This window comes from Bacillus sp. FSL W8-0920, from assembly GCF_038593215.1.
Taxonomy (GTDB): Bacteria; Bacillota; Bacilli; order Bacillales; family Bacillaceae; genus Bacillus; species Bacillus pumilus.
Genome location: NZ_CP151974.1, coordinates 3,757,321 through 3,778,319 on the forward strand (window position 1 = coordinate 3,757,321; position 20,999 = coordinate 3,778,319).

The window sequence follows — 20,999 nt, forward strand, 5'->3', positions numbered from 1 at the left end:
GCAATTTTACTGGTGTCTGATCAGTCTATGATTATGGACGGTACACGCTGCGGACAACGTTCGTTTGTGAACGATCTGGTCCGACTGAGAAAATGGAAAGTGGAATACCTGTTAATTGTGAAATACGCTCTAAATAATGACGGGCATTTTCAGGCAGTTCGCTTAAATTCTTCACGCCTGTAATATCCTCTGTCCATCCTGGCATTTCTTCGTAGACAGGCTCACATTTCGCTAATTCTTTTAGACTTGCTGGGAATTCTTCTGTGATTTCTCCGTTCAATTTATAAGCGACACAGATTTTCAATGTTTCAATCCCTGTCAATACATCAATTGAGTTAAGAGATAGATCTGTAATCCCGCTCACACGGCGAGCATGTCGGACAACCACACTGTCAAACCAGCCAACACGGCGCGGGCGTCCAGTTGTTGTACCGTATTCACGGCCAACCTCACGGATTTGATCACCAATGTCATCATGGAGTTCTGTCGGGAATGGGCCATCTCCAACACGTGTTGTGTACGCTTTTGACACGCCGACCACATGTTGAATTTTCGTTGGTCCTACACCAGAACCAATCGTCACTCCTCCAGCCACTGGATTAGATGACGTAACAAATGGATATGTCCCTTGATCGATATCAAGCATCACACCTTGTGCTCCTTCAAATAGCACGCGGCGGCCTTCATCTAGTGCGTCATTCAAGACAACAGATGTGTCCACGACATATTTTTTCACTTGCTGACCATATTCATAATACTCGTCTAAAATATCTTCAATCTTGAAGCCTTCTGCGTCGTACATTTTCTCTAAAAGACGATTTTTCTCTTCTAAATTACGTGCAAGCTTCTCTTCAAATACTTCACGATCTAATAGATCTGCGACACGGATACCGATACGAGCTGCTTTGTCCATATAAGCTGGTCCGATTCCTTTTTTCGTCGTACCGATCTTGTTAGCCCCTTTCCGCTCTTCTTCTACCTCGTCCAATTTTAAATGGTAAGGCAAAATCACATGGGCTCTATTGCTGATTCTGAGGTTATCTGTACTCACATTCCGTTCGTGAAGATACGCAAGCTCAGTGACCAACGCTTTAGGATCAACCACCATTCCATTACCGATGACACAAGTTTTTTCTTTATAAAAAATACCGGACGGAATGAGGTGTAGCTTGTAAGTCACTCCATCAAATTTGATCGTGTGACCTGCATTGTTTCCCCCTTGATAACGGGCAATCACCTCTGCATTTTCTGAAAGGAAATCGGTAATTTTCCCTTTCCCTTCGTCACCCCACTGCGTACCTACTACGACTACTGAAGACATATCGTGCACCTCCGTTAACCTTTCAAAACGTTATCTCTTTCAAACACATTTATTTTATCAATGCAAAACGAAAAAGTCAACGCGAAATCCGAACATTAATATCTCGAAATCAAATTTTGTTCGTTTTAAATATGAGAAAAAGCGCTTTAATCACTTCTTCAGCGCTTAAAAAGGGAGATTTTGAGTAAAAACAACAATTTTGATTATTCTTACTTTCTATTGATTTTCAATTAAATGAATCATAGAGCTTGCCATAAAATCAGGTGAGTACGGTCTCCCTGTCCTCAGCCACCATTCAGCTGTTCCAACGTAAGCCGAAATGACGAATTGCTTCTGCATGTCGATAGGAACGAGATGCGGATCAGGCTTTGAGCCCGCAACCCCCTTTACCCCCAAAGAAAAGCTTTCTTCAAAAAAAGCACGAACCGTTCCATGAATATTGAGCTCTCGTCCTCGCTTCAAGAGAATTTGATACTCCTCTTCGTGTTCTTGCAAATGCTGATAAAATCGAAAAATATACACATATGCCGCATGCTCTTTTTCCAAATTACCTTCTTGTACAGGCCCAAAAATGGCACATTTCATCACATCAAACATCTCATCCATCACCTGCTGGGCAAGATCAAATTTATCCTCATAATGCTGATAAAAGGTCGTGCGGTGGATGCCCGCCAGTTTCGTCAAATCCTGTACAGAAATCTTCCCCCATTCTTTCTCGCTTAATAACTGAAATAATGCTTTTCTTAATTGCTGCTTTGATTCCGTTGCGCGCTTATCCCCTCTGTAGCAGTCCGCCACAAGCCGCTCTCCCCTTCCTATTTTCTTCAACAGATTTCGCTTTTCTGTTGGTTGAATCCTCCAGGCTGATGAATTAACTTTAATCTAACACAATGAAAAAAAGGAAGCATCTGACAACCTATAAGGAGTGATGATCATGGAAACAACAACCCCAAGTGCCGTGCAAAAAACGTTATTAAGAGGAAAAAACAAGCAGGACCCGTATCACCCATTTGATTGGTATGCCAACATGCGCCAGACATCACCTGTTCATTTTGACGAAACTAGCCGAACGTGGAGTGTATTCACCTACGAGGAAGCAAAGCGTGTGACAATCGATAAAGATACCTTTTCGAGTCAGCCTCCTAAAAACCAGCGGAAGCATTCACTGATGAAAACAATGGTGATGATGGACCCTCCCAATCACACTCGTATCCGCTCCATTGTCAGCAAAGCCTTTACCCCTCGAGTCATGAAATTGTGGGAGCCTCGTATTCATGAATTAATGGATGAACTCATGGCACAACTTGAAGAAAAAAAAGAGATTGACCTAGTGCAAGACATTTCTTATCCGCTTCCTGTCATTGTCATTGCAGAGCTTTTAGGTGTGCCATCAGAGCATAAACAATCTTTTAAAGAATGGTCAGATATTCTCGTCAGCATGCCTAAAAGTGAAAATGAGGAGGATGTAGCTGAATGGCAGAAAACACGTGACAAAGGAGAAGCTGACATGATGGCGTTTTTTGCAGACACCATTGAAAAGAAACGTCACAATCTCGGTGATGATTTGATTTCCCTCATCATTCAAGCGGAGGAGAATGGAGAAAAACTGTCAGCGGATGAACTAATACCATTCTGTAATCTTCTCCTTTTAGCCGGCAACGAAACAACCACCAACTTGATCTCCAATATGATTTTCAGCTTGTTAGAACAGCCGGGTGCCTATGAAGCGCTCGCCCAATCACCTGAACTCATCCCACGCGCGGTGGAGGAGGCCGTCCGTTTTCGTGCACCAGCTCCTACGATCGTCCGTTATGTCACAAAAGATACAGAGCTTGGAGGCAAAGTGTTGAAAAAGGGAGACAATGTGATTGTGTTTCTTGCTTCCGCCAACCGAGATGAGCGTCATTTTTCAAACGCACACGAATACGATATACACCGCCACCCTAATCCTCATATTGGTTTCGGGCACGGCATCCATTTCTGTCTTGGCGCACCACTCGCACGCCTTGAAGCATGTACAGCTATAAAGACTTTAATCGAACGATATGAGGCGTTAGAGCTCCTTTCTTACGTTCCGATGACAAGCAGCAGCATGTATGGACTGAAAGAGCTGAAACTGCGCGTCACGCCTCGTTCATAACAGAAAAGACTCCCGGGCATGGGAGTCTTTTTTTAAACGGGGGTGATTCCATCTGTGTTCATGAGCACAATGCGATACCCATCTGGGTCTTCAATGGTTGCTCCTCCCCGTTCCCAATATGGATTTGTAGAGGTGACTTGCCGTCCGCCAAATGAGATCAACCTCTCTTTCATTTGCTGAAATTCCTCAGCATTTGGAATATAGAACACAAGAAGCTGTTCTGGATGCGGGGAGGGCAGACTTTCTTCTTCTTCATGCTTCGTGATTTCTAAATGAACATGCTGATGAGGAAGTCCCAGCATGACGCCGTCATATCCTTCATGCTGATCAAACGAGCCTATTCGTTTGAGCCCTAAGCCTTCTTCATAAAAGGACACAACCTCTTCCATGTTGACGGTTGGGCGTGCGATGCGTAATTGAGCGGCTTCGAACTGTTGAAATTTCATCAGTCATCACTCCTTTTCTCCTTTTAGTATACGATTTCTCTGTCTTTCTCTCCTCCTCATTTCGACCGTTTTTCAATCATTCTTTCGATGTAGATCCATCAAAAAAAGCCCAGCTTCTTGAGCTGGGCTTTAAGCACCGGGCGGAACACCCGCATCGTCAAATCTTCTTTCCAGGTTGACGAATTTGTTATATTCTTTGACGAACGCCAGTGATACTGTACCAACTGGACCGTTACGTTGTTTGGCAATAATGATTTCAATAATGTTCTTATTCTCTGATTCTTTGTCGTAGTAATCATCACGATAAAGGAATGCCACGATATCGGCATCCTGCTCAATACTTCCTGATTCACGAATATCAGACATCATCGGACGTTTGTCCTGACGCTGCTCTACTCCACGTGAAAGCTGAGACAAAGCAATAACTGGAACTTCAAGCTCCCTTGCCAGTGATTTTAATGCCCTAGAGATTTCAGAAACCTCTTGCTGACGGTTATCGCTTGATCGTCCGCTCCCTTGAATGAGCTGTAAGTAGTCAATCAGGATCATGCCAAGACCGTTTTCTTGCTTCAAGCGGCGGCATTTCGAACGAATTTCACTTACTCTGATTCCAGGCGTATCATCTATGAAAATCCCACTATTTGATAGCGAGCCCATCGCCATTGTCAGCTTGCCCCAGTCCTCTTCTGTCAGATTACCGGTTCTTAGGTTCTGTGCATTGATATTCCCCTCTGCACAAAGCATACGCATGACGAGCTGCTCAGCCCCCATCTCTAAACTAAAGATGGCGACACTTTCGTCCGTTTTGGTCGCAACATTTTGTGCGATGTTCAATGCGAAGGCTGTTTTCCCTACTGATGGACGAGCCGCTACAATAATTAAGTCATTTCGCTGGAATCCAGCTGTCATCCGGTCAAGCTCGGAGAAACCTGTTGGAATCCCTGTGATATCGCCTTTTCGGTTATGAAGCTGTTCAATATTATCATATGTCTGAACAAGCACGTCCTTAATGTTTTGGAAGGCTCCTGAGTTTTTACGCTGCGCCACTTCCATAATGGTCTTTTCAGCATCACTCAACAGATCCTCTACTTCATCCTCACGCGTGTACCCATCCTGTGCAATGGTTGTCGCCGTGCGGATCAGACGTCTTAAAATTGATTTCTCTTCTACAATTTTTGCATAGTATTCAATGTTTGCGGCAGTTGGGACAGAATTCGCAATATCGGTTAAATACGAAATCCCGCCTACCTCTTCTAGTAAATCTGTATTGGCCAGTTCAGAAGTCACCGTAACAAGATCGACCGGTTCCCCTCTATCACCAAGTACAAGCATCGCATTGTAAATCTTTTGATGCGACATTCTATAGAAATCCTCTGGAATTAATACCTCAGAAGCGAGCGTGAGCGCAGATGGTTCTAAAAAAACAGCACCTAATACGGCCTGCTCGGCTTCTATATTTTGCGGCGGCAGCCGGTCATCGAGAAGTTCCGTCATGCCAAGCACCGTCCTTTCATAAAAAAAATACGCTACTCATCATTTTAACATTTTCATCAATAAAAAAGTGAAAAACATCGACTATAGTCAAAATTACCATGAGGATGTTTCGCTGAACAGCCAACCAACGCATCTCAATAGAAAAGACCCTGTAACATCAATTGTTATAGAGTCCTTCATTGCCGCTAATGGGATTTGTATCTGTTACCGTTCACATGTTGTTAATCGATCGTTTTCTTCACTCCATAATTTTCTTTTTGCCCAATGTCATGTAAAGACCCGTTTTGATAACCAATTGATAACACCAAATCGGGAATAGAATCAAACCCGTTTTTCGCTAGATCAAACAGCTGTGCTCCGTAATGTGAAGCGGCAATTCGTGCATGTTCTGCTGTGTATGGGTTTTTCAGGAGATCTTCTTTGTATATATCAAAAATATTCGTCCCTTTATCCGTTACAAATTGACCATTTACAATGCTTAAATCCTTTAAATTGTAGCCTGTGACCGTTTTGATTTGATTCACAAGATGGAACTTTGCAAGAGAATCAGGCGTGAATTGAGTAGAATCATCATTTCTACTTTTCATAATATGGAAAAACAATTCTCTTGTATTGTTGCTTGTATTTAATAGGTCTTCTATTTGTTTGGTCAGCGATTCATCTGTTGATCCACTCACCACTAATTTGAAATGATTTGGGTCAATGGTAAAAGTTAAATTTGTGTTTTTAGGAATGGTTATACCGTTTTTAGAGAATAAATCTTGCAATTGTTCGTTGACCTTTTGTCGATTGAATATTTTCTTTTCTACGCTTTCTTGGGTGGGATCGTACCGTTTTTCGTTACGGAAGATGGCGTCATTAAAGTCATATTGCCCACCCTTATTATTCCTTGCCCAACTCATTTCCATAGTGTACGCAGCTTCTCTTTCAGACTTGGTTAGATCACTTCTGAAATAAGAGGAGTATGGATTTCTATACTTATTATATATGTGGTCTTGAGGATCATTGAATCTTTTATTTTGTTCATTAATTTTTTGATATTTCTCATCAAGTATCTTCATTCGTTTATCTGCTTCGGTCATCGTCTCGTTTGTGCTTTTAATAGTCGATTGGTTTTTAGAATCTGTTTCTTTATGAGTGTTTGAAGTAGCTGCCCTGTATGACGTATTAATATTCATTTTGATTCTCCTTTTTGAAAAATTAGTGATTATTAAATATATCGGCAATTCAGTTAAAATTTGTTAGTTTTGATCCGATATAGTAATTATTACAAGGAGGGTTAAAATATGACAAATACTATCTTCAAACGTTTTTTATTACCTGCATTATTATTAGTGCTTGTTACTAGTTTTTTTGCACCTAATTCAGCAGAAGCAGCGATTACAGGAAATAACAGTCCTAACACAGCAAGCTCAATGGGATATTGGAAATATAGTCGTCCAGATACGACAATCTTACCTGAAGGTGAAAATGAAGCTTATTATCAGTTCACGATCAATAAGGGTGAAAGGGTTTATGTGCGAAGCTCATATGATAAGAATTATACAGGTATGAAAATAGAAGTGTATAATTCAAAACAATCTATGACAGGGTCCGAGGTTATAAATCCTGATTCAATTACACCATTTATTTTTGCTAATACTGGTGACGTTACTTCAACTTCAGAAACCTATTTTGTGAAAGTGACCCGTGGTACATATACAGGGAATATGTATTTTACTGTCTCCATTCAAGATCGAATTAAATCTGGAAATGGGACATTCAACTTTACGGGGGCCGCTACCAACTTGGGGAATACTTCTTTGAATTTTTTAGGAGTTGATTCTTCAGTCATTACAATGGATTTAACTAATCATACGGCTATTCCCCGAAGTGCAATCGTTAAATCAATTTCAACAACGAGTACACAATCGCCTAACCAAGGAAATGTTACTCACAAGCTGATGGCTGATGAAAACAAGATTTGGAACGAATCCATTTTTTCATCTGCAACAAGTGGTTCTTACCGTATTTCTCTTGAAGATCAATTAAAAGTCGCGCAAAAATGGAGCTTTAAGTACAACGCAAAGGCTACAGCGAGATCTACTATGAGCAATGTCAAAGCCGATATCCGTTACGAATATGATGTCACAGATGGATTCTAATTGAATGGTGTTTACAGAATTAAAAAGTAAGGGTACATCCCTTACTTTTTTTAATTGTTATCATTCGCCACTCTTAAAAAAGCTGTGCATACTATTGAATCAGTTTTGAGATATGAGATCACCTACTTTTCGCAAAATCCTCCTCAATGTCCCTAAAAATACAAATGAGTCTATAGACTTATTTTTCCTCAAAATCATTTCAAGAAGAAAAGCCCATATTTATTCCTGTATCAAACAGAAGAAAATGGTAAAAATTCCGAGGCAGTCAAGGTCTTTTGACATTTCTCCTATTTTTAAATGACAAGGTCCGATATTCCCTATTTCAAATCATTTGTTAGTGAGTTAGTCCTTTATTTTCTGAATATTATAATAAAAAAATCAAGTACACAACTTGATGAACATTTGACTTCATAATTGATAACCATTATCATTTGTTTTGCTTGCGGATAGTTGAGAATCATTTTCATTTGGAGAAGCCATTCTTCAAGTACTACACTCATCCAATAGCTACAAGCCTGCTTTTATCATCTTATGAGAGTCGAATTTGAGGAAGGAGATTTGTCACATATGTCCAAACGCCCTGAAGGAATGGGTACTGAGGATTCTTTTTTCGGAGAAAGCCGTCCTTTTTTTATACCCGGGACGGAGCAACTAGATATCACAGCACACCCATACAGACTTTTTATATTTAAACCGAATACTACTCCTCCAGCGGCTGGTTTTCCAGTCATGTACGTGCTTGATGGGAATTCACTTTTTGGCACAATGGTCGAAGCCATTCGTTTACAGTCAAGAAGACCTGAAAAAACAGGTGTTGTACCTGCCATCATTGTTGGAATTGGCTATCAGACAGAAGCGCCCTATCATCCGCTCAGGCATTATGATCTCACTCTTACCAGCCCTGACGCTTCCATCGGGGGCAAAAGAAAAGACTTCTCCATCCATACATATGGTGGGGCCTCTGCTTTCTTTTCTTTTTTAGAAAAGACTGTGAAGCCTTATATCGAGCAACGCTTTCCGATCAATTTAAGTCGTCAAACACTGTTTGGGCATTCTCTTGGCGGTCTTTTTGTATTACACACACTATTTGAGCACCCTGATGCTTATCAGACATATATTGCAGGCAGTCCTTCTATCCACTGGAACAAAAATTTATTTCTAGAAAAAGAACACCAATTCACCAACCGCATACGTCAGGTGCCTATGAATGTCAGGCTGCTTGTAGGTGTAGGTGAGTTAGAAAAACATCATCCATGTCAAATGAATGCTCATGCAAAGTCACTAGCAAATCGTATGCTGCCTTTATCCTCATATGGCTTACATACGGCCTATCACGAGTTCCCTGAAGAAGGACATACGTCCGTTTTACCGGTGCTGATGAATTACGCTTTTCGTTTTGCGCTCTATCATGATGATCTTACAACCACAGACATGAAAGAAAGGTAGTGAACGTATGAAACATAGTGGTCTATCTCAAAAGATTGCCCTTGTCACAGGCGCAGGGCAAGGTATCGGGCAAGCAGTCGCAAAAAGACTAGCCGACGAAGGTGCGATCATTGCAGCAGTTGACGCAAATGAGGATCAGCTTCAAAGCACCGTCCATCAAATGAATGATGAAGGCTTACGTGCCTTTGCCTATCCAGGTGACATTACCGATCAAGCATCTGTTCAGCACATGATCAATCAAATTGAAAAACAGCTTGGACCCATTTATTTACTAGTCAATGTAGCAGGCATTCTTCGAATCAGTTCTATTGACCAGCTTAGTGCAGATGACTGGCAACAAACCTTCGCAGTCAACACACATGGTGTCTTTTATGTATCACAAGCTGTCTCCAAATACATGATGAAAAGATCAGCAGGGGTCATTGTGACCGTCAGCTCTAACGCAGGTGCCATTCCTAGAATGAATATGGCTGCCTATGCCGCTTCAAAGGCAGCAGCTACTTCCTTTACAAAAACGCTTGGATTAGAGCTAGCAGACTATGGAATCAGATGCAATGTTGTCTCTCCTGGCTCTACCGCAACACCTATGCAATGGGCTTTATGGTCTGATGAACAAGGCGCAGACCATGTGATCAAAGGGTCATTAGAGACGTATAAAACCGGTATTCCTTTACAAAAAATCGCTGATCCTCAAAACATCGCTGATGCAGTCATCTTCTTTGCATCTGAACAATCCAGTCATATTACGATGCAGAATCTCACGATTGATGGTGGCGCAACACTCGGAATCTAGCATTTCATCAAAAAGGAGGCCTTTTCATGAAACATTCATTATTGCCGTCAGAAGAAAAAGTACAGTTGATTCAAGACTATCAGCCAGGCGCTTTTTTCCTTGCTTCCCCTAAACGTACAATACTTGCAGAAGGGATTTTCCAGCATATTGAAACCAATCAGCTCAATGAACTCTCCACAAGGGTAGCGCACGTATTTGACACTGCCAAACAAGCTGGTATTCAATCACCAATTATTGCTGGTGCTGTTCCGTTTGATCCGGCGCAACCCGTTCGTTTAAATGTGCCAATCCATGTACAGTTTAGTGATCCACTCGAATTTCATCAAGGTGATGAGGAATCGGAAGTGACATCGCCATCCTATGAGGTGACACCTGTCCCTTCTCCTGAAGTCTACATGAATGGTGTGAACGAAGGGTTAGCTAAAATTGAAAAAGGAGAGCTTAGCAAAATCGTCATTTCTCGATCTCTCCATCTCAAATCAAATCAAGACATTCATACGAAAGCAATACTCGAGCGGCTGGCTCGTCACAATACGACTGGCTATACGTTTGCTGCAAATGTAGCTGATCCGAAGTCTCCCCAAAAGCGCACACTTCTTGGGGCAAGTCCTGAGCTGCTTCTTTCAAAAACGGGTTCATCTGTGATTTCCAATCCGCTCGCTGGTTCTCGGCCGCGTAGTTCAGATCCAGTAGAAGACCAGCGCCGTCACGATGAACTCCTTACTTCAGCGAAGGATTTACACGAGCATGCAGTGGTTGTCGACGCTGTCACTAAAGCGCTTGCTCCTTACTGTCGTAAGTTAGAAGTGCCTGTATCACCATCCGTCATACAAACAGAAACGATGTGGCATTTATCTACTGTCGTAAAAGGTGAATTAGCAGATTCCAGTGTATCCTCAATTGATTTAGCGCTGAGCCTTCATCCAACACCCGCAGTATGCGGAACACCTACAGCAGATGCACGTGAAGCAATCCAAGCAATTGAACCCTTCGATCGAGGATTTTTCACAGGAATGATCGGCTGGGCAGATGCAAATGGTGATGGTGATTGGATTGTCACCATTCGTTGTGCAGAAGCTGAGGGTCAATCCCTTCGCCTCTTTGCTGGTGCAGGAGTGGTCAAAGGATCTAAGGCAGAAGAAGAGCTAGCCGAAACATCTGCAAAATTTAACACGATGCTTCGTGCGATGGGCATCCACCAGCTATAAAAATACATAGGAGATGACAAAAACATGTTTGTTCAACCACCTACATGGCCAGAAGAATTTGCAAAACGCTACCGTGAAAACGGCTGTTGGCGTGGAGAAACCTTTGGCGGTATGCTTCGTGAACGCGCCGTATCGTTAAGGAATAAAACTGCGATTACATACGCTGATACGCACATGAGCTACCAAGAACTTGATGAGCGCGTCAGCAGTCTTGCCGCCGGTTTCCATCAGCTTGGAATTCAAAAGGGCAGTCGAGTTGTCGTGCAGCTTCCTAACATTCCTGCTTTTTTTGAAGTCATTTTCGCTTTATTTCGAATCGGTGCTTTACCCGTCTTCTCACTGCCATCTCATAGAAGCAGCGAAATCACTTATTTTATTGAGTTTGCCGAAGCAGATGCATATGTCATACCAGATATCCATGATGGCTTTGATTATCGATCACTCGCACGTCAAGTGAAAGAAAAGCTTCCCTCATTACCTCATGTCATTGTTGCAGGGAAGGCTGAGGAATTCCTTGACTTGGATGATCTGCGCAAGGACCCAGCACTTGATCCTCAAATTCATGTAGAGGCAAGTGATATTGCATTTCTTCAGTTATCAGGAGGTAGCACAGGCCTTTCTAAGCTCATACCTCGTACACATGATGACTATATGTATAGTCTTTGGAAAAGCAATGAGGTGTGCGAGCTCACAAAAGATAGTGTGTATTTAGCTACACTTCCAGTTGCGCACAACTATCCATTAAGCTCGCCTGGAGTCCTTGGGACGTTATACGCAGGTGGAAGAGTCGTTCTTGCACCTGGATCAAGTCCTGATGTCGTCTTTCCACTCATTGAAAAAGAACGGGCAACAATTACCGCAGTCGTTCCGCCTATTGCATTGATCTGGCTAGAAGCCGCTCCACATCGATCAGATGACTTATCGAGTCTTGAGGTTTTACAAGTCGGTGGTGCTAAATTAAGCGCCGAGGCAGCAAAACGAGTGATGCCTGCCCTTGGGTGTAAGTTACAGCAAGTTTTTGGCATGGCAGAAGGTCTGGTCAACTATACCAGATTGAATGATCCTGAACATGTCATTATCCACACACAAGGACGCCCGATGTCTGAATATGATGAGGTACTAGTGGTAGATGATGAGGACAAGCCCGTCCCGAATGAAGTGGCTGGACACCTTTTAACAAGAGGACCTTATACGATTCGCGGCTACTATAAAGCCGATGAACAAAACAAGAAAGCATTTACAGCCGATGGCTTTTACAGAACAGGTGACATCGTGCGATTAACAAAAGAAGGAAATGTGGTAGTAGAAGGCAGAGACAAGGATCAAATCAATCGTGGCGGCGAAAAGGTTGCCGCTGAAGAAGTTGAAAATCATTTACTTGCGCATCCTGACATTCATGATGCCGCCATGGTGTCCATGCCAGATCCGTTTCTTGGCGAACGCTCATGTGCCTTTGTTATTGCGAAAGGAAACAACAAGCCAGCACCACACGCCTTAAAGTCATTTCTAAGAGAACGCGGGCTCGCTGCCTATAAAATTCCCGACCGCATTGAATGGATCGAGGCGTTCCCACAAACAGGTGTAGGCAAAGTCAGTAAAAAAGCATTAAGAGAATTAGCTTCAATCCATACTGCCAACGTATAAAAAAAGAGGAGTGAAAACCATGGCAATCCCTACTATTCCTGCGTATCCAATGCCAAGCATACAAGATTTACCCGAAAATAAAGTGAACTGGATCCCTGATCCGAAACGCGCTGTCCTGCTAATACATGACATGCAGCAATATTTTTTAAATGCATTTCAACAAGATACTTCACCGATCACAGAGTTAGTGCAGCATATTGAACAATTACGTGATACATGCAAAGAACTTGGCATTCCTGTCGTCTATACAGCTCAACCTGGTGACCAAGACCCGAAGGATCGTGCCTTATTAACAGATTTTTGGGGGCCTGGACTTGGTGATGATGAAGCATTGACAAAAATCATTGATCAGCTTGCTCCATCTGAAGCAGATACAATGCTGACAAAATGGCGTTATAGCGCATTCAAAAAATCCAATTTTTTAGATATTCTTCACGAAGGCGGGCGTGATCAACTGATCATTACTGGCGTATATGCACATATTGGCTGTATGCTGACAGCCGCAGAAGCATTCATGCTCGATATTGAAACCTTTTTTGTCGCCGATGCCGTCGCTGACTTTTCACTTAAGCATCACAAAATGGCAATGACCTATGCAGCTGAACGCTGTGCAGTAACCACAACGACAAGCCAAATCATTCGTCGTTTAACAGGACAGGAAGCAGACGGTGATGATCTATCCTTTGATGCTATCGTTCACCAAGTAGCTGAGTATCTCCAAATCGAGCCGAATGAAATACCGTTTGACGAGAATCTCGTCTATCTTGGACTTGATTCTATTCGAATGATGAGTCTAGCGGAAAAATGGAGACAGCAAGGAGCGACAGTCAATTTCGTTGAGCTTGCAGCTAATCCAACGCTCACGTCTTGGCGGACTCTTCTCTTCCCAGAAAAACAGCCATCTATCCCAAATATCGATTACTTGTAAAGGAGGTATAGACCCTTGTCGATCCAGTCAGTCGATTCATTCCCACTAACCGGTGCCCAATCAGGCATTTGGTATGCGCAGCAGCTTGATCCATCTAATCCTATTTTCAATACAGCTGAGTATATAGATATTAAAGGTCCTATTGATCCCGTACACTTTGAAGCAGCCATTAGAAAGACTGTCTTAGAAGCAGATTCCTTGTATATGCGCTTCGTTGAGGATACTGACGGTCCAAAGCAATGGTTGATATCTAAGAAAGAGATTCCATTTCAATCTATCAATTTACAAAATGAAAAACAGCCGCTTGATGCGGCTAAAGCATGGATGAAGACAGACCTTGCAACGCCAGTCTCTTTAGAGAAAGATGTATTATTCCGTGAAGTACTTTTTCAACTTGCTGACGACCGTTTTATCTGGTATCAGCGCATTCATCACATTGCCATTGATGGATTCGCCTTTTCGCTCATTGCACGCCGTGTTGCTGAGGTCTATTCAGCCCTATCGAAAGGGACACCTGTGCCTCCTCAAACATTTGGAGCCTTACTTGACGTAGTCCAAGAGGAGATCACCTATCAACAGTCCAATCGGTATGAAGATGATCGAGTTTTTTGGAAAAATCGCTTTGCTGATCAACCTGAAATTGTCAGCCTTGCTGAGCTTGCCCCAAGAACGTCGGATCATTTTATCCGCAAAACGGCTAGCTTCGATGCCGAAAAGGTAAGCAAAATGAAAAAAAATGCTCAATTTTTCGGTGGTACGTGGCATGAAATGATTCTTGCGGCATCCGCTCTATATATGCATCGTATGACTGGTGCACATGATATTGTTTTAGGATTACCTGTTATGATGCGCCTTGGATCGTGCGCCTTGCAAACACCCGGAATGGTCATGAACCTGGTACCGCTTCGTTTAACATGCAAACCAGAAATGACGCTCTCAGCACTTGTTCGCCAAGTATCTGATGAACTGAAAGCCATTCGTCCTCATCAAAGATATCGTCATGAAGACATGCGGAGAGACTTTAAACTCATCGGAAGAAATCAACGATTATTCGGCCCGCAGATCAATATCATGCCATTTGATTACGATCTCAAGTTCGATCAGAGCATTGGTCAAGCACATAATCTTTCAGCAGGCCCGGTAGATGATTTATCGATCAACATATACGACCGCGCAGATGGGAACGGATTTCAAATCGACTTTGATGCAAACCCTGCCGTTTACAAAGAGCAAACAATTGACGCTCATCAGCAGCGTTTTCTTCAATTGCTGGAGGAAATAACCGGACTAGAGCAAGATCAGACGATCAGTCAATTCAACCTTCTTTTGTCTGAAGAAAAAGAGAACATTCTCAAGCACTGGAATGATACAAAACGAGAATTACCAAAAGAATCTTTACGGGAACTATTTGAAAAACAAGTCAGCAAAACACCACAAGCAAAAGCATTACAGTTTGAAGAAATCACTTTGACCTACGAAGAGTTGAATCAGCGGGCAAATCAATTGGCTCATTATTTGAAAAAGCGCGGCATTGGACCAGAACAATTTGTCGCAATTGCTCTGCCTCGTTCCATCGATATGGTCGTAAGTCTATTAGCCGTTATCAAGACAGGAGCCGCATATCTGCCACTAGACCCTGATTACCCTAACGATCGTGTCGCCTATATGCTAGAAGATGCCAAACCGGCGTGCTTGCTCACAGTCAAAGAGACAGCAGATCGTTTTGACCATTCACACATCATTCAACTGGATGATGCAACTACTCATCAGGAGATAGCTGGCAGTCCGCGCCTTAATCCGACTTGGAGCGAAGGCTCCCCGCATCACCCGGCTTACATCCTCTACACGTCAGGATCGACAGGCAAACCAAAGGGTGTTGTTGTAACAAAACGAAATGTGATCAACTTTATATTGTCTATGCAAGATTCATTTTTATTAGATCAAGGGGACCAGCTTTTAGCGGTAACGACCATTGCCTTTGATATTTCCGGGCTAGAAATGTTCCTCCCGCTTTTACATGGTGCCGCTATATTATTAGCAAAAAAAGAAACGATACAAGAACCAGCAAAGCTTTCAGACATGATTCGTTCTCATCATGTCACAATCATGCAGGCAACACCAACGTTGTGGCATGCGTTAGCAGATGATTACCCTGACGTGATAACAGGTATGCGTGTTCTTGTTGGAGGAGAAGCACTCCCTGCCTCCCTTTTGCACACATTACAATCTCTTCAATGCGACATTACCAATTTGTACGGACCTACAGAAACGACGATCTGGTCTACCATGGAAAATGTCACAGCACATCGAGAGAATAGTGGACCGGCGATTGGCAAACCCATTTGGAATACGAGCATTTACATTTTAGATGAAGGACTAAACCCAGTCCCAGCAGGATCAATCGGTGAACTTTATATTGCAGGTGAAGGAGTATCCAGAGGATATCTTGGACGATATGACTTAACGGCTGAACGATTTGTCGCTGATCCATTCGGCACAAAAGGCACGAGAATGTATCGCACTGGTGATTTAGCCAGATGGCGTGAGAATGGCTCGATTGATTATATTAGCCGTGCTGATCATCAAATTAAAATTCGCGGCTTCCGTATTGAACTAGGTGAAATTGAAACAGTTATTATGCAGCACCCAGCCATAAAGCATACATCTGTTATCGTTCGGGAGGATCAACCTGGACAACAGCTCCTTTGTGCGTATGTTGTACTGACAGACGACTCTTCTCTTCACCCTTCAGAGCTTAGGCAGTTTGTGGCTGCGTTACTTCCAGACTACATGGTGCCTTCTGCTGTTGTCTTTTTGCCGGAACTTCCACTTACACCAAACGGCAAAATCGATCGCAAAGCATTGCCAGTGCCAAATATGTCTTTAGTTAGTTCTGAGCGTACACCTAGAACACCCCAAGAAGACATGTTATGTAGTTTATTTGCAGAAACCCTTGGTCTATCTCAAATTGGCATAGATGATAGTTTCTTTGATTTAGGCGGACATTCTTTACTTGCCGCTCGTCTGCTTAGACGTATACGCGATACATTCGGTGCAGACCTAAGCATGAGCACCATTTTTGAATCACCTCGAGTCGCTGAACTTGCACAGCACTTAGACAAAGCAAAGGACATTCGGCCGCCGCTGCAGGTAGAAAAAAAGCCAGATGAAATTCCATTATCCTTTGCCCAAAAACGGCTCTGGTTCCTTCATTGCCTTGAAGGTCCAAGTCCAACTTATAATATTCCACTTGTCATTCAGCTGACAGGTACATTAGATCAAAAAGCTCTCAGTGGTGCTTTAGCAGATATCACTGAAAAACATGAAACCCTTAGAACCATCTTTCCAAATAAGAACGGCATGCCAAGACAGGTTATTTTACACCCGAAAAGTGTTCAGCCTGAACTCCACGTCACAGCTTCAAGTGATCAACAAATTGATAATCAGTTAAATGAAGCCATTCGCTATAGCTTTAATATTGAAGAAGAACCTGCACTTCGAGCTGAATTATTCATACTTGATGCAAATCGATCCGTGCTGCTTTTATTGCTGCATCATATCGCTGGTGACGGCTGGTCACTTGCACCATTGACACGAGACTTAGCTGCTGCTTACGAAGCCCGTATACAAGGAAAATCAATCTCCTTGCCAGCCGAACCTGTTCAATATGCTGACTATGCTATTTGGCAGCAGAAGCTGTTGGGCAGTGAGGAAGAGACGGATAGTCTATTTGCCAAGCAGCTTACCTATTGGACAGGTGCCTTACATGACCTGCCTGAAGAACTGGAGCTTCCCTATGACTACCCGCGTCCACAGGAAGGAAGCTTCAACGGTGCTACGATCGACTTTACGATTGAGCCCGCTTTACACCAGCTGCTCCTTGAACTTGCAAAGCAGCATCAGGTGAGCTTGTTCATGGTGCTTCAAGCATCACTTGCAGCATTACTGACACGTCTTGGAGCGGGAACAGATATCCCTATTGGCAGTCCAATTGCTGGGCGGAATGACGATGCACTTGACGACATTGTGGGATTGTTTGTGAATACACTAGTATTACGTACAAATACAGCTGGTAATCCAACCTTTAGTGAGCTATTGAAGCGAGTGCGAGACGTTGACTTAGCAGCCTATGAGCATCAGGATCTGCCATTTGAACGGCTAGTGGAAATTCTAAATCCAAACCGCTCCAGATCACGCAATCCATTGTTCCAGGTCATGCTTGCCTTCCAAAATACACCGAAGGCGGAAATGAAGCTGACACAACTTGACTCAGACCTCTACGTGAAACCAGTAGGATCAGCTAAATTTGATCTGACCATCGAATTAACAGAACAAAGAACTGAAACTGGGTCAGCAGCAGGATTAACAGGATTGTTTGAATTCAGCACAGATGTATTTAAACAAAGTACCATTCAAGCAATCGCTGCCAGAATGAAGCGCTTTTTAACAGAGATAGCTGAGCGCCCACATCTGCCGATTGGTCAAGTGAACATTTTATCAGATAAAGAGCGGCAAACATTTCTACCTGACAAAAAGACATTCGCTCAGTTAGACCAAGCACTTCGTCTCCCGACCTTATTTGAAAAAACGGTGCAGCAATATCCTGATCGAGTGGCAGTAACGGATGGCAAGTGGCAGCTTACCTATGAAGAGTTAAACAACAAAGCCAATCGTCTTGCTCATTTATTAATAGAAAGAGGCGTTGGACCAGAACAGTTCGTTGCACTTGCCCTGCCTAGATCAATCGATATGCTCGTCAGCCTATTAGCCGTTCATAAAGCAGGCGCAGCCTATGTTCCGCTTGATCCTGATTATCCAGCAGACAGGCTGGCATACATGATAGAAGATGCCAAACCAGTTTGCAGCATCACAACAAAAGCAGCTGCATTGCATCTCCCTGCTGATTGCGATTTGATTTTGTTAGACGAAAAAGAAACAAATGATCAATTACAGATTACGCCAAATCACAATCCGGCTGATATAGACAGAATTGAGCCGCTATCTCCTCTGCATCCGGCCTATATTATTTATACATCCGGATCTACAGGGAAACCAAAAGGAGTGGTCATCCCACACCAAAATGTCATCCGTCTTCTGACATCTACTGAACATTGGTTCCATTTCAATGAAGAGGATGTTTGGACAATGTTCCATTCGTATGCCTTTGACTTTTCAGTTTGGGAAATATGGGGGCCCCTTTTATATGGCGGTCGGCTTGTCATTGTTCCTCATACCATCTCTCGTTCTCCAGAAGAGATGCTGCAGCTTCTAGTCGATGAAGGTGTGACTGTGCTTAATCAAACACCTTCTGCCTTCTATCAGCTCATGCAGATAGACAAGGAACAACAAACACTTGGTCAAGCATTATCACTCCGCTATGTCATCTTTGGCGGTGAAGCATTAGAGCTTAGCAGATTAGAAGATTGGTACAGCCGTCACTCAGACTGCAAGCCAAAGCTAATTAACATGTACGGCATTACAGAAACCACCGTACACGTTACGTACAATGTACTCAATCGAGACATGATCGCAAAGAAATCCAGCAGCTTAATAGGCAAACCGATTCCTGATTTACACGTGTACGTACTTGATGAATACCTACAGCCTGTTCCACCTGGGACGACAGGTGAAATGTATGTAGCTGGAGCTGGTTTGGCTAGAGGTTATCTAGGCAGGCCTGACCTGACATCAGATCGATTCCCTGCCGATCCTTATGGAGCACCTGGCACAAGGATGTATCGAACTGGCGACCTCGCTCGCTGGACAGAAGAAGGGGCACTTGATTACATTGGCAGAGCTGATCATCAAATTAAAATACGCGGGTTTAGAATTGAACTTGGAGAAATCGAAGCCGTTCTATCACGCCACGATGCAGTTGCACAAGTTGCAGTCATTATGCGAGAGGATCAGCCTGGTGACAAACGCTTAGTCGCATACATCGTCACAACTGAAGAAGACCGTTTCGATACAGAGACCCTTCGCCATTTTGCGGCAGCCAGTCTTCCTGATTACATGGTGCCTGCGGCTTATGTACAGATTGATACGATGCCACTTACAGCAAACGGGAAGCTTGATCAAAAATCACTACCGGCACCTCAATTGCATATACAGCAAACGGATGGCCGCGGCCCAAGAAACCCGAAAGAGGAAGTTCTATGCCACCTCTTTGAAGAGGTGCTTGATTTGCCAAAAATCAGCATTGACGATCGCTTTTTTGATATTGGCGGGCACTCATTACTTGCGGTTCGTTTAATCAGCCGCATTCGTGATGCACTTGGTGTCAAACTAAGCATCGGAACGTTGTTTGAAGCACCAAATGTTGCAAGTTTGGCAGAGAAACTAGAAACAGGAAGCGATGAAAACGCACTAGAAATCCTGCTGCCGCTACGAACAAATGGAGAAAGATATCCTCTCTTCTGTGTTCACCCAGCTGGTGGTCTTAGCTGGTGCTATGCAGGTCTCTTGAATACATTAGAGAAAGACATTCCTATTTATGGATTACAGGCAAGAGGAATCGCAAGAAAAGATGACTACCCGCACACACTAGATGATATGGCTGCGGATTACATCAAGCACATCCAAACGATTCAGCCAAAAGGTCCTTATCATCTTCTTGGCTGGTCACTAGGCGGAAACGTTGTACAGGCAATGGCTACACAGCTCCAGCAGCAAGGTGAAGAAATTGCTCTCGTTGCGATGCTAGATGCCTATCCAAACCATTTCTTACCGCTTAAAGAAGCACCCGATGAAGAAGAAGCACTAATCGCTCTTCTTGCACTCGGGGGTTATGATCCAGATACCTTAACAGGTGAACCACTCACGATGAAAAGTGCTGTCGACATCTTGAAGAAAGACGGCAGTGCACTAGCAAGCTTAAGTGAAGATGCCATTAGAAATCTAAAGGAAACCTATGTCAATTCAGTTCGATTGCTCGGAGAATATCAGCCAAAAACTTATCATGGGGACATATTATTCTTTAGATCTACCATTATCCCAGATTGGTTTACACCAATTGATCCCGAAGCATGGGCACCTTATATCAACGGAACCATTGAACAGCACGACATTCATTGCCGGCACAAAGACATGTGCCAGCCTAAACCCCTAGCAGAAATTGGTGTCATCTTAGACAACGCTCTGCATCGGGTCAAACAAAAGCACTAAGAATAAAGGAGAGATGACAAATGACAAATCCCTTTGATCGTGAAGACGGTGTATTTCTTGTGCTTGTCAATGAACAAGGACAGCATTCACTTTGGCCATCATTTGCACCAGTGCCAGATGGGTGGGAAAAGGTCTTTGGTGAAGACACTAGAAATGCCTGCATCGATTATATCCAGACACACTGGCAGGACTTACGGCCATTAAGCTTAACAAAAGAACCTGCGCTAGCACATGGAAAAACAGACTAAATCATCGCGCCCTGATCTGACTC

At 43.2% G+C, this 20,999-nt stretch carries 14 protein-coding genes; 9 read left to right on the forward strand and 5 right to left on the reverse strand.

Features of this window, described 5'->3' with window-relative positions; translation table 11 throughout:
- Positions 1 to 31: 31 nt before the first annotated feature.
- Positions 32 to 1,321: an adenylosuccinate synthase gene (locus NSS78_RS19305; protein WP_212046520.1), complete on the reverse strand. Its 1,290-nt coding sequence runs from the start codon at positions 1,319 to 1,321 to the stop codon at positions 32 to 34.
- A 216-nt stretch (positions 1,322 to 1,537) separates the two neighbouring features.
- On the reverse strand, positions 1,538 to 2,119 hold the full coding sequence (locus NSS78_RS19310) for a TetR/AcrR family transcriptional regulator (protein ID WP_212046522.1): 582 nt from the start codon (positions 2,117 to 2,119) through the stop codon (positions 1,538 to 1,540).
- A gap of 136 nt (positions 2,120 to 2,255) precedes the next feature.
- On the opposite strand from NSS78_RS19310, the gene NSS78_RS19315 reads away from it, so the two are divergent.
- A complete protein-coding gene (locus tag NSS78_RS19315) occupies positions 2,256 to 3,461 on the forward strand; it encodes a cytochrome P450 (RefSeq protein WP_212046519.1) in 1,206 nt (401 codons plus the stop codon).
- A gap of 32 nt (positions 3,462 to 3,493) precedes the next feature.
- On the opposite strand, the gene NSS78_RS19320 is transcribed toward NSS78_RS19315, so the two are convergent.
- From NSS78_RS19320 to NSS78_RS19330, 3 genes are all read right to left on the reverse strand, one after another.
- Complete coding sequence (locus NSS78_RS19320; protein WP_003214623.1) at positions 3,494 to 3,907, reverse strand: VOC family protein; 414 nt, start codon at positions 3,905 to 3,907, stop codon at positions 3,494 to 3,496.
- A 129-nt stretch (positions 3,908 to 4,036) separates the two neighbouring features.
- The gene (gene dnaB, locus NSS78_RS19325; RefSeq protein ID WP_003214779.1) at positions 4,037 to 5,401 is read right to left on the reverse strand and encodes a replicative DNA helicase; all 1,365 of its coding nucleotides are present in this window, start codon (positions 5,399 to 5,401) and stop codon (positions 4,037 to 4,039) included.
- A gap of 221 nt (positions 5,402 to 5,622) precedes the next feature.
- Positions 5,623 to 6,579, reverse strand: coding sequence for a DUF4885 family protein (locus tag NSS78_RS19330; protein ID WP_058013213.1), 957 nt, complete (start codon positions 6,577 to 6,579; stop codon positions 5,623 to 5,625).
- 108 nt (positions 6,580 to 6,687) lie between these two features.
- Between NSS78_RS19330 and NSS78_RS19335 the strand changes: the two genes are divergently transcribed.
- From NSS78_RS19335 to NSS78_RS19370, 8 genes are all read left to right on the forward strand, one after another.
- The gene (locus tag NSS78_RS19335; RefSeq protein ID WP_137054103.1) at positions 6,688 to 7,545 is read left to right on the forward strand and encodes a hypothetical protein; all 858 of its coding nucleotides are present in this window, start codon (positions 6,688 to 6,690) and stop codon (positions 7,543 to 7,545) included.
- A 567-nt stretch (positions 7,546 to 8,112) separates the two neighbouring features.
- Entirely contained in the window at positions 8,113 to 8,991 is an 879-nt protein-coding gene (locus NSS78_RS19340) for an alpha/beta hydrolase-fold protein (RefSeq protein WP_106030145.1), read from the forward strand.
- 7 nt (positions 8,992 to 8,998) lie between these two features.
- Complete coding sequence (locus NSS78_RS19345; protein WP_212046517.1) at positions 8,999 to 9,784, forward strand: 2,3-dihydro-2,3-dihydroxybenzoate dehydrogenase; 786 nt, start codon at positions 8,999 to 9,001, stop codon at positions 9,782 to 9,784.
- A gap of 26 nt (positions 9,785 to 9,810) precedes the next feature.
- The gene (gene dhbC, locus NSS78_RS19350; protein ID WP_212046516.1) at positions 9,811 to 10,992 is read left to right on the forward strand and encodes an isochorismate synthase DhbC; all 1,182 of its coding nucleotides are present in this window, start codon (positions 9,811 to 9,813) and stop codon (positions 10,990 to 10,992) included.
- A 24-nt stretch (positions 10,993 to 11,016) separates the two neighbouring features.
- Positions 11,017 to 12,636: a (2,3-dihydroxybenzoyl)adenylate synthase gene (locus NSS78_RS19355; protein WP_212046515.1), complete on the forward strand. Its 1,620-nt coding sequence runs from the start codon at positions 11,017 to 11,019 to the stop codon at positions 12,634 to 12,636.
- 19 nt (positions 12,637 to 12,655) lie between these two features.
- Entirely contained in the window at positions 12,656 to 13,564 is a 909-nt protein-coding gene (locus tag NSS78_RS19360) for an isochorismatase family protein (RefSeq protein WP_212046514.1), read from the forward strand.
- A gap of 15 nt (positions 13,565 to 13,579) precedes the next feature.
- On the forward strand, positions 13,580 to 20,728 hold the full coding sequence (locus NSS78_RS19365; protein ID WP_327840805.1) for a non-ribosomal peptide synthetase: 7,149 nt from the start codon (positions 13,580 to 13,582) through the stop codon (positions 20,726 to 20,728).
- A 20-nt stretch (positions 20,729 to 20,748) separates the two neighbouring features.
- Positions 20,749 to 20,976, forward strand: coding sequence for an MbtH family protein (locus tag NSS78_RS19370; RefSeq protein WP_003215360.1), 228 nt, complete (start codon positions 20,749 to 20,751; stop codon positions 20,974 to 20,976).
- Positions 20,977 to 20,999 lie beyond the last annotated feature (23 nt).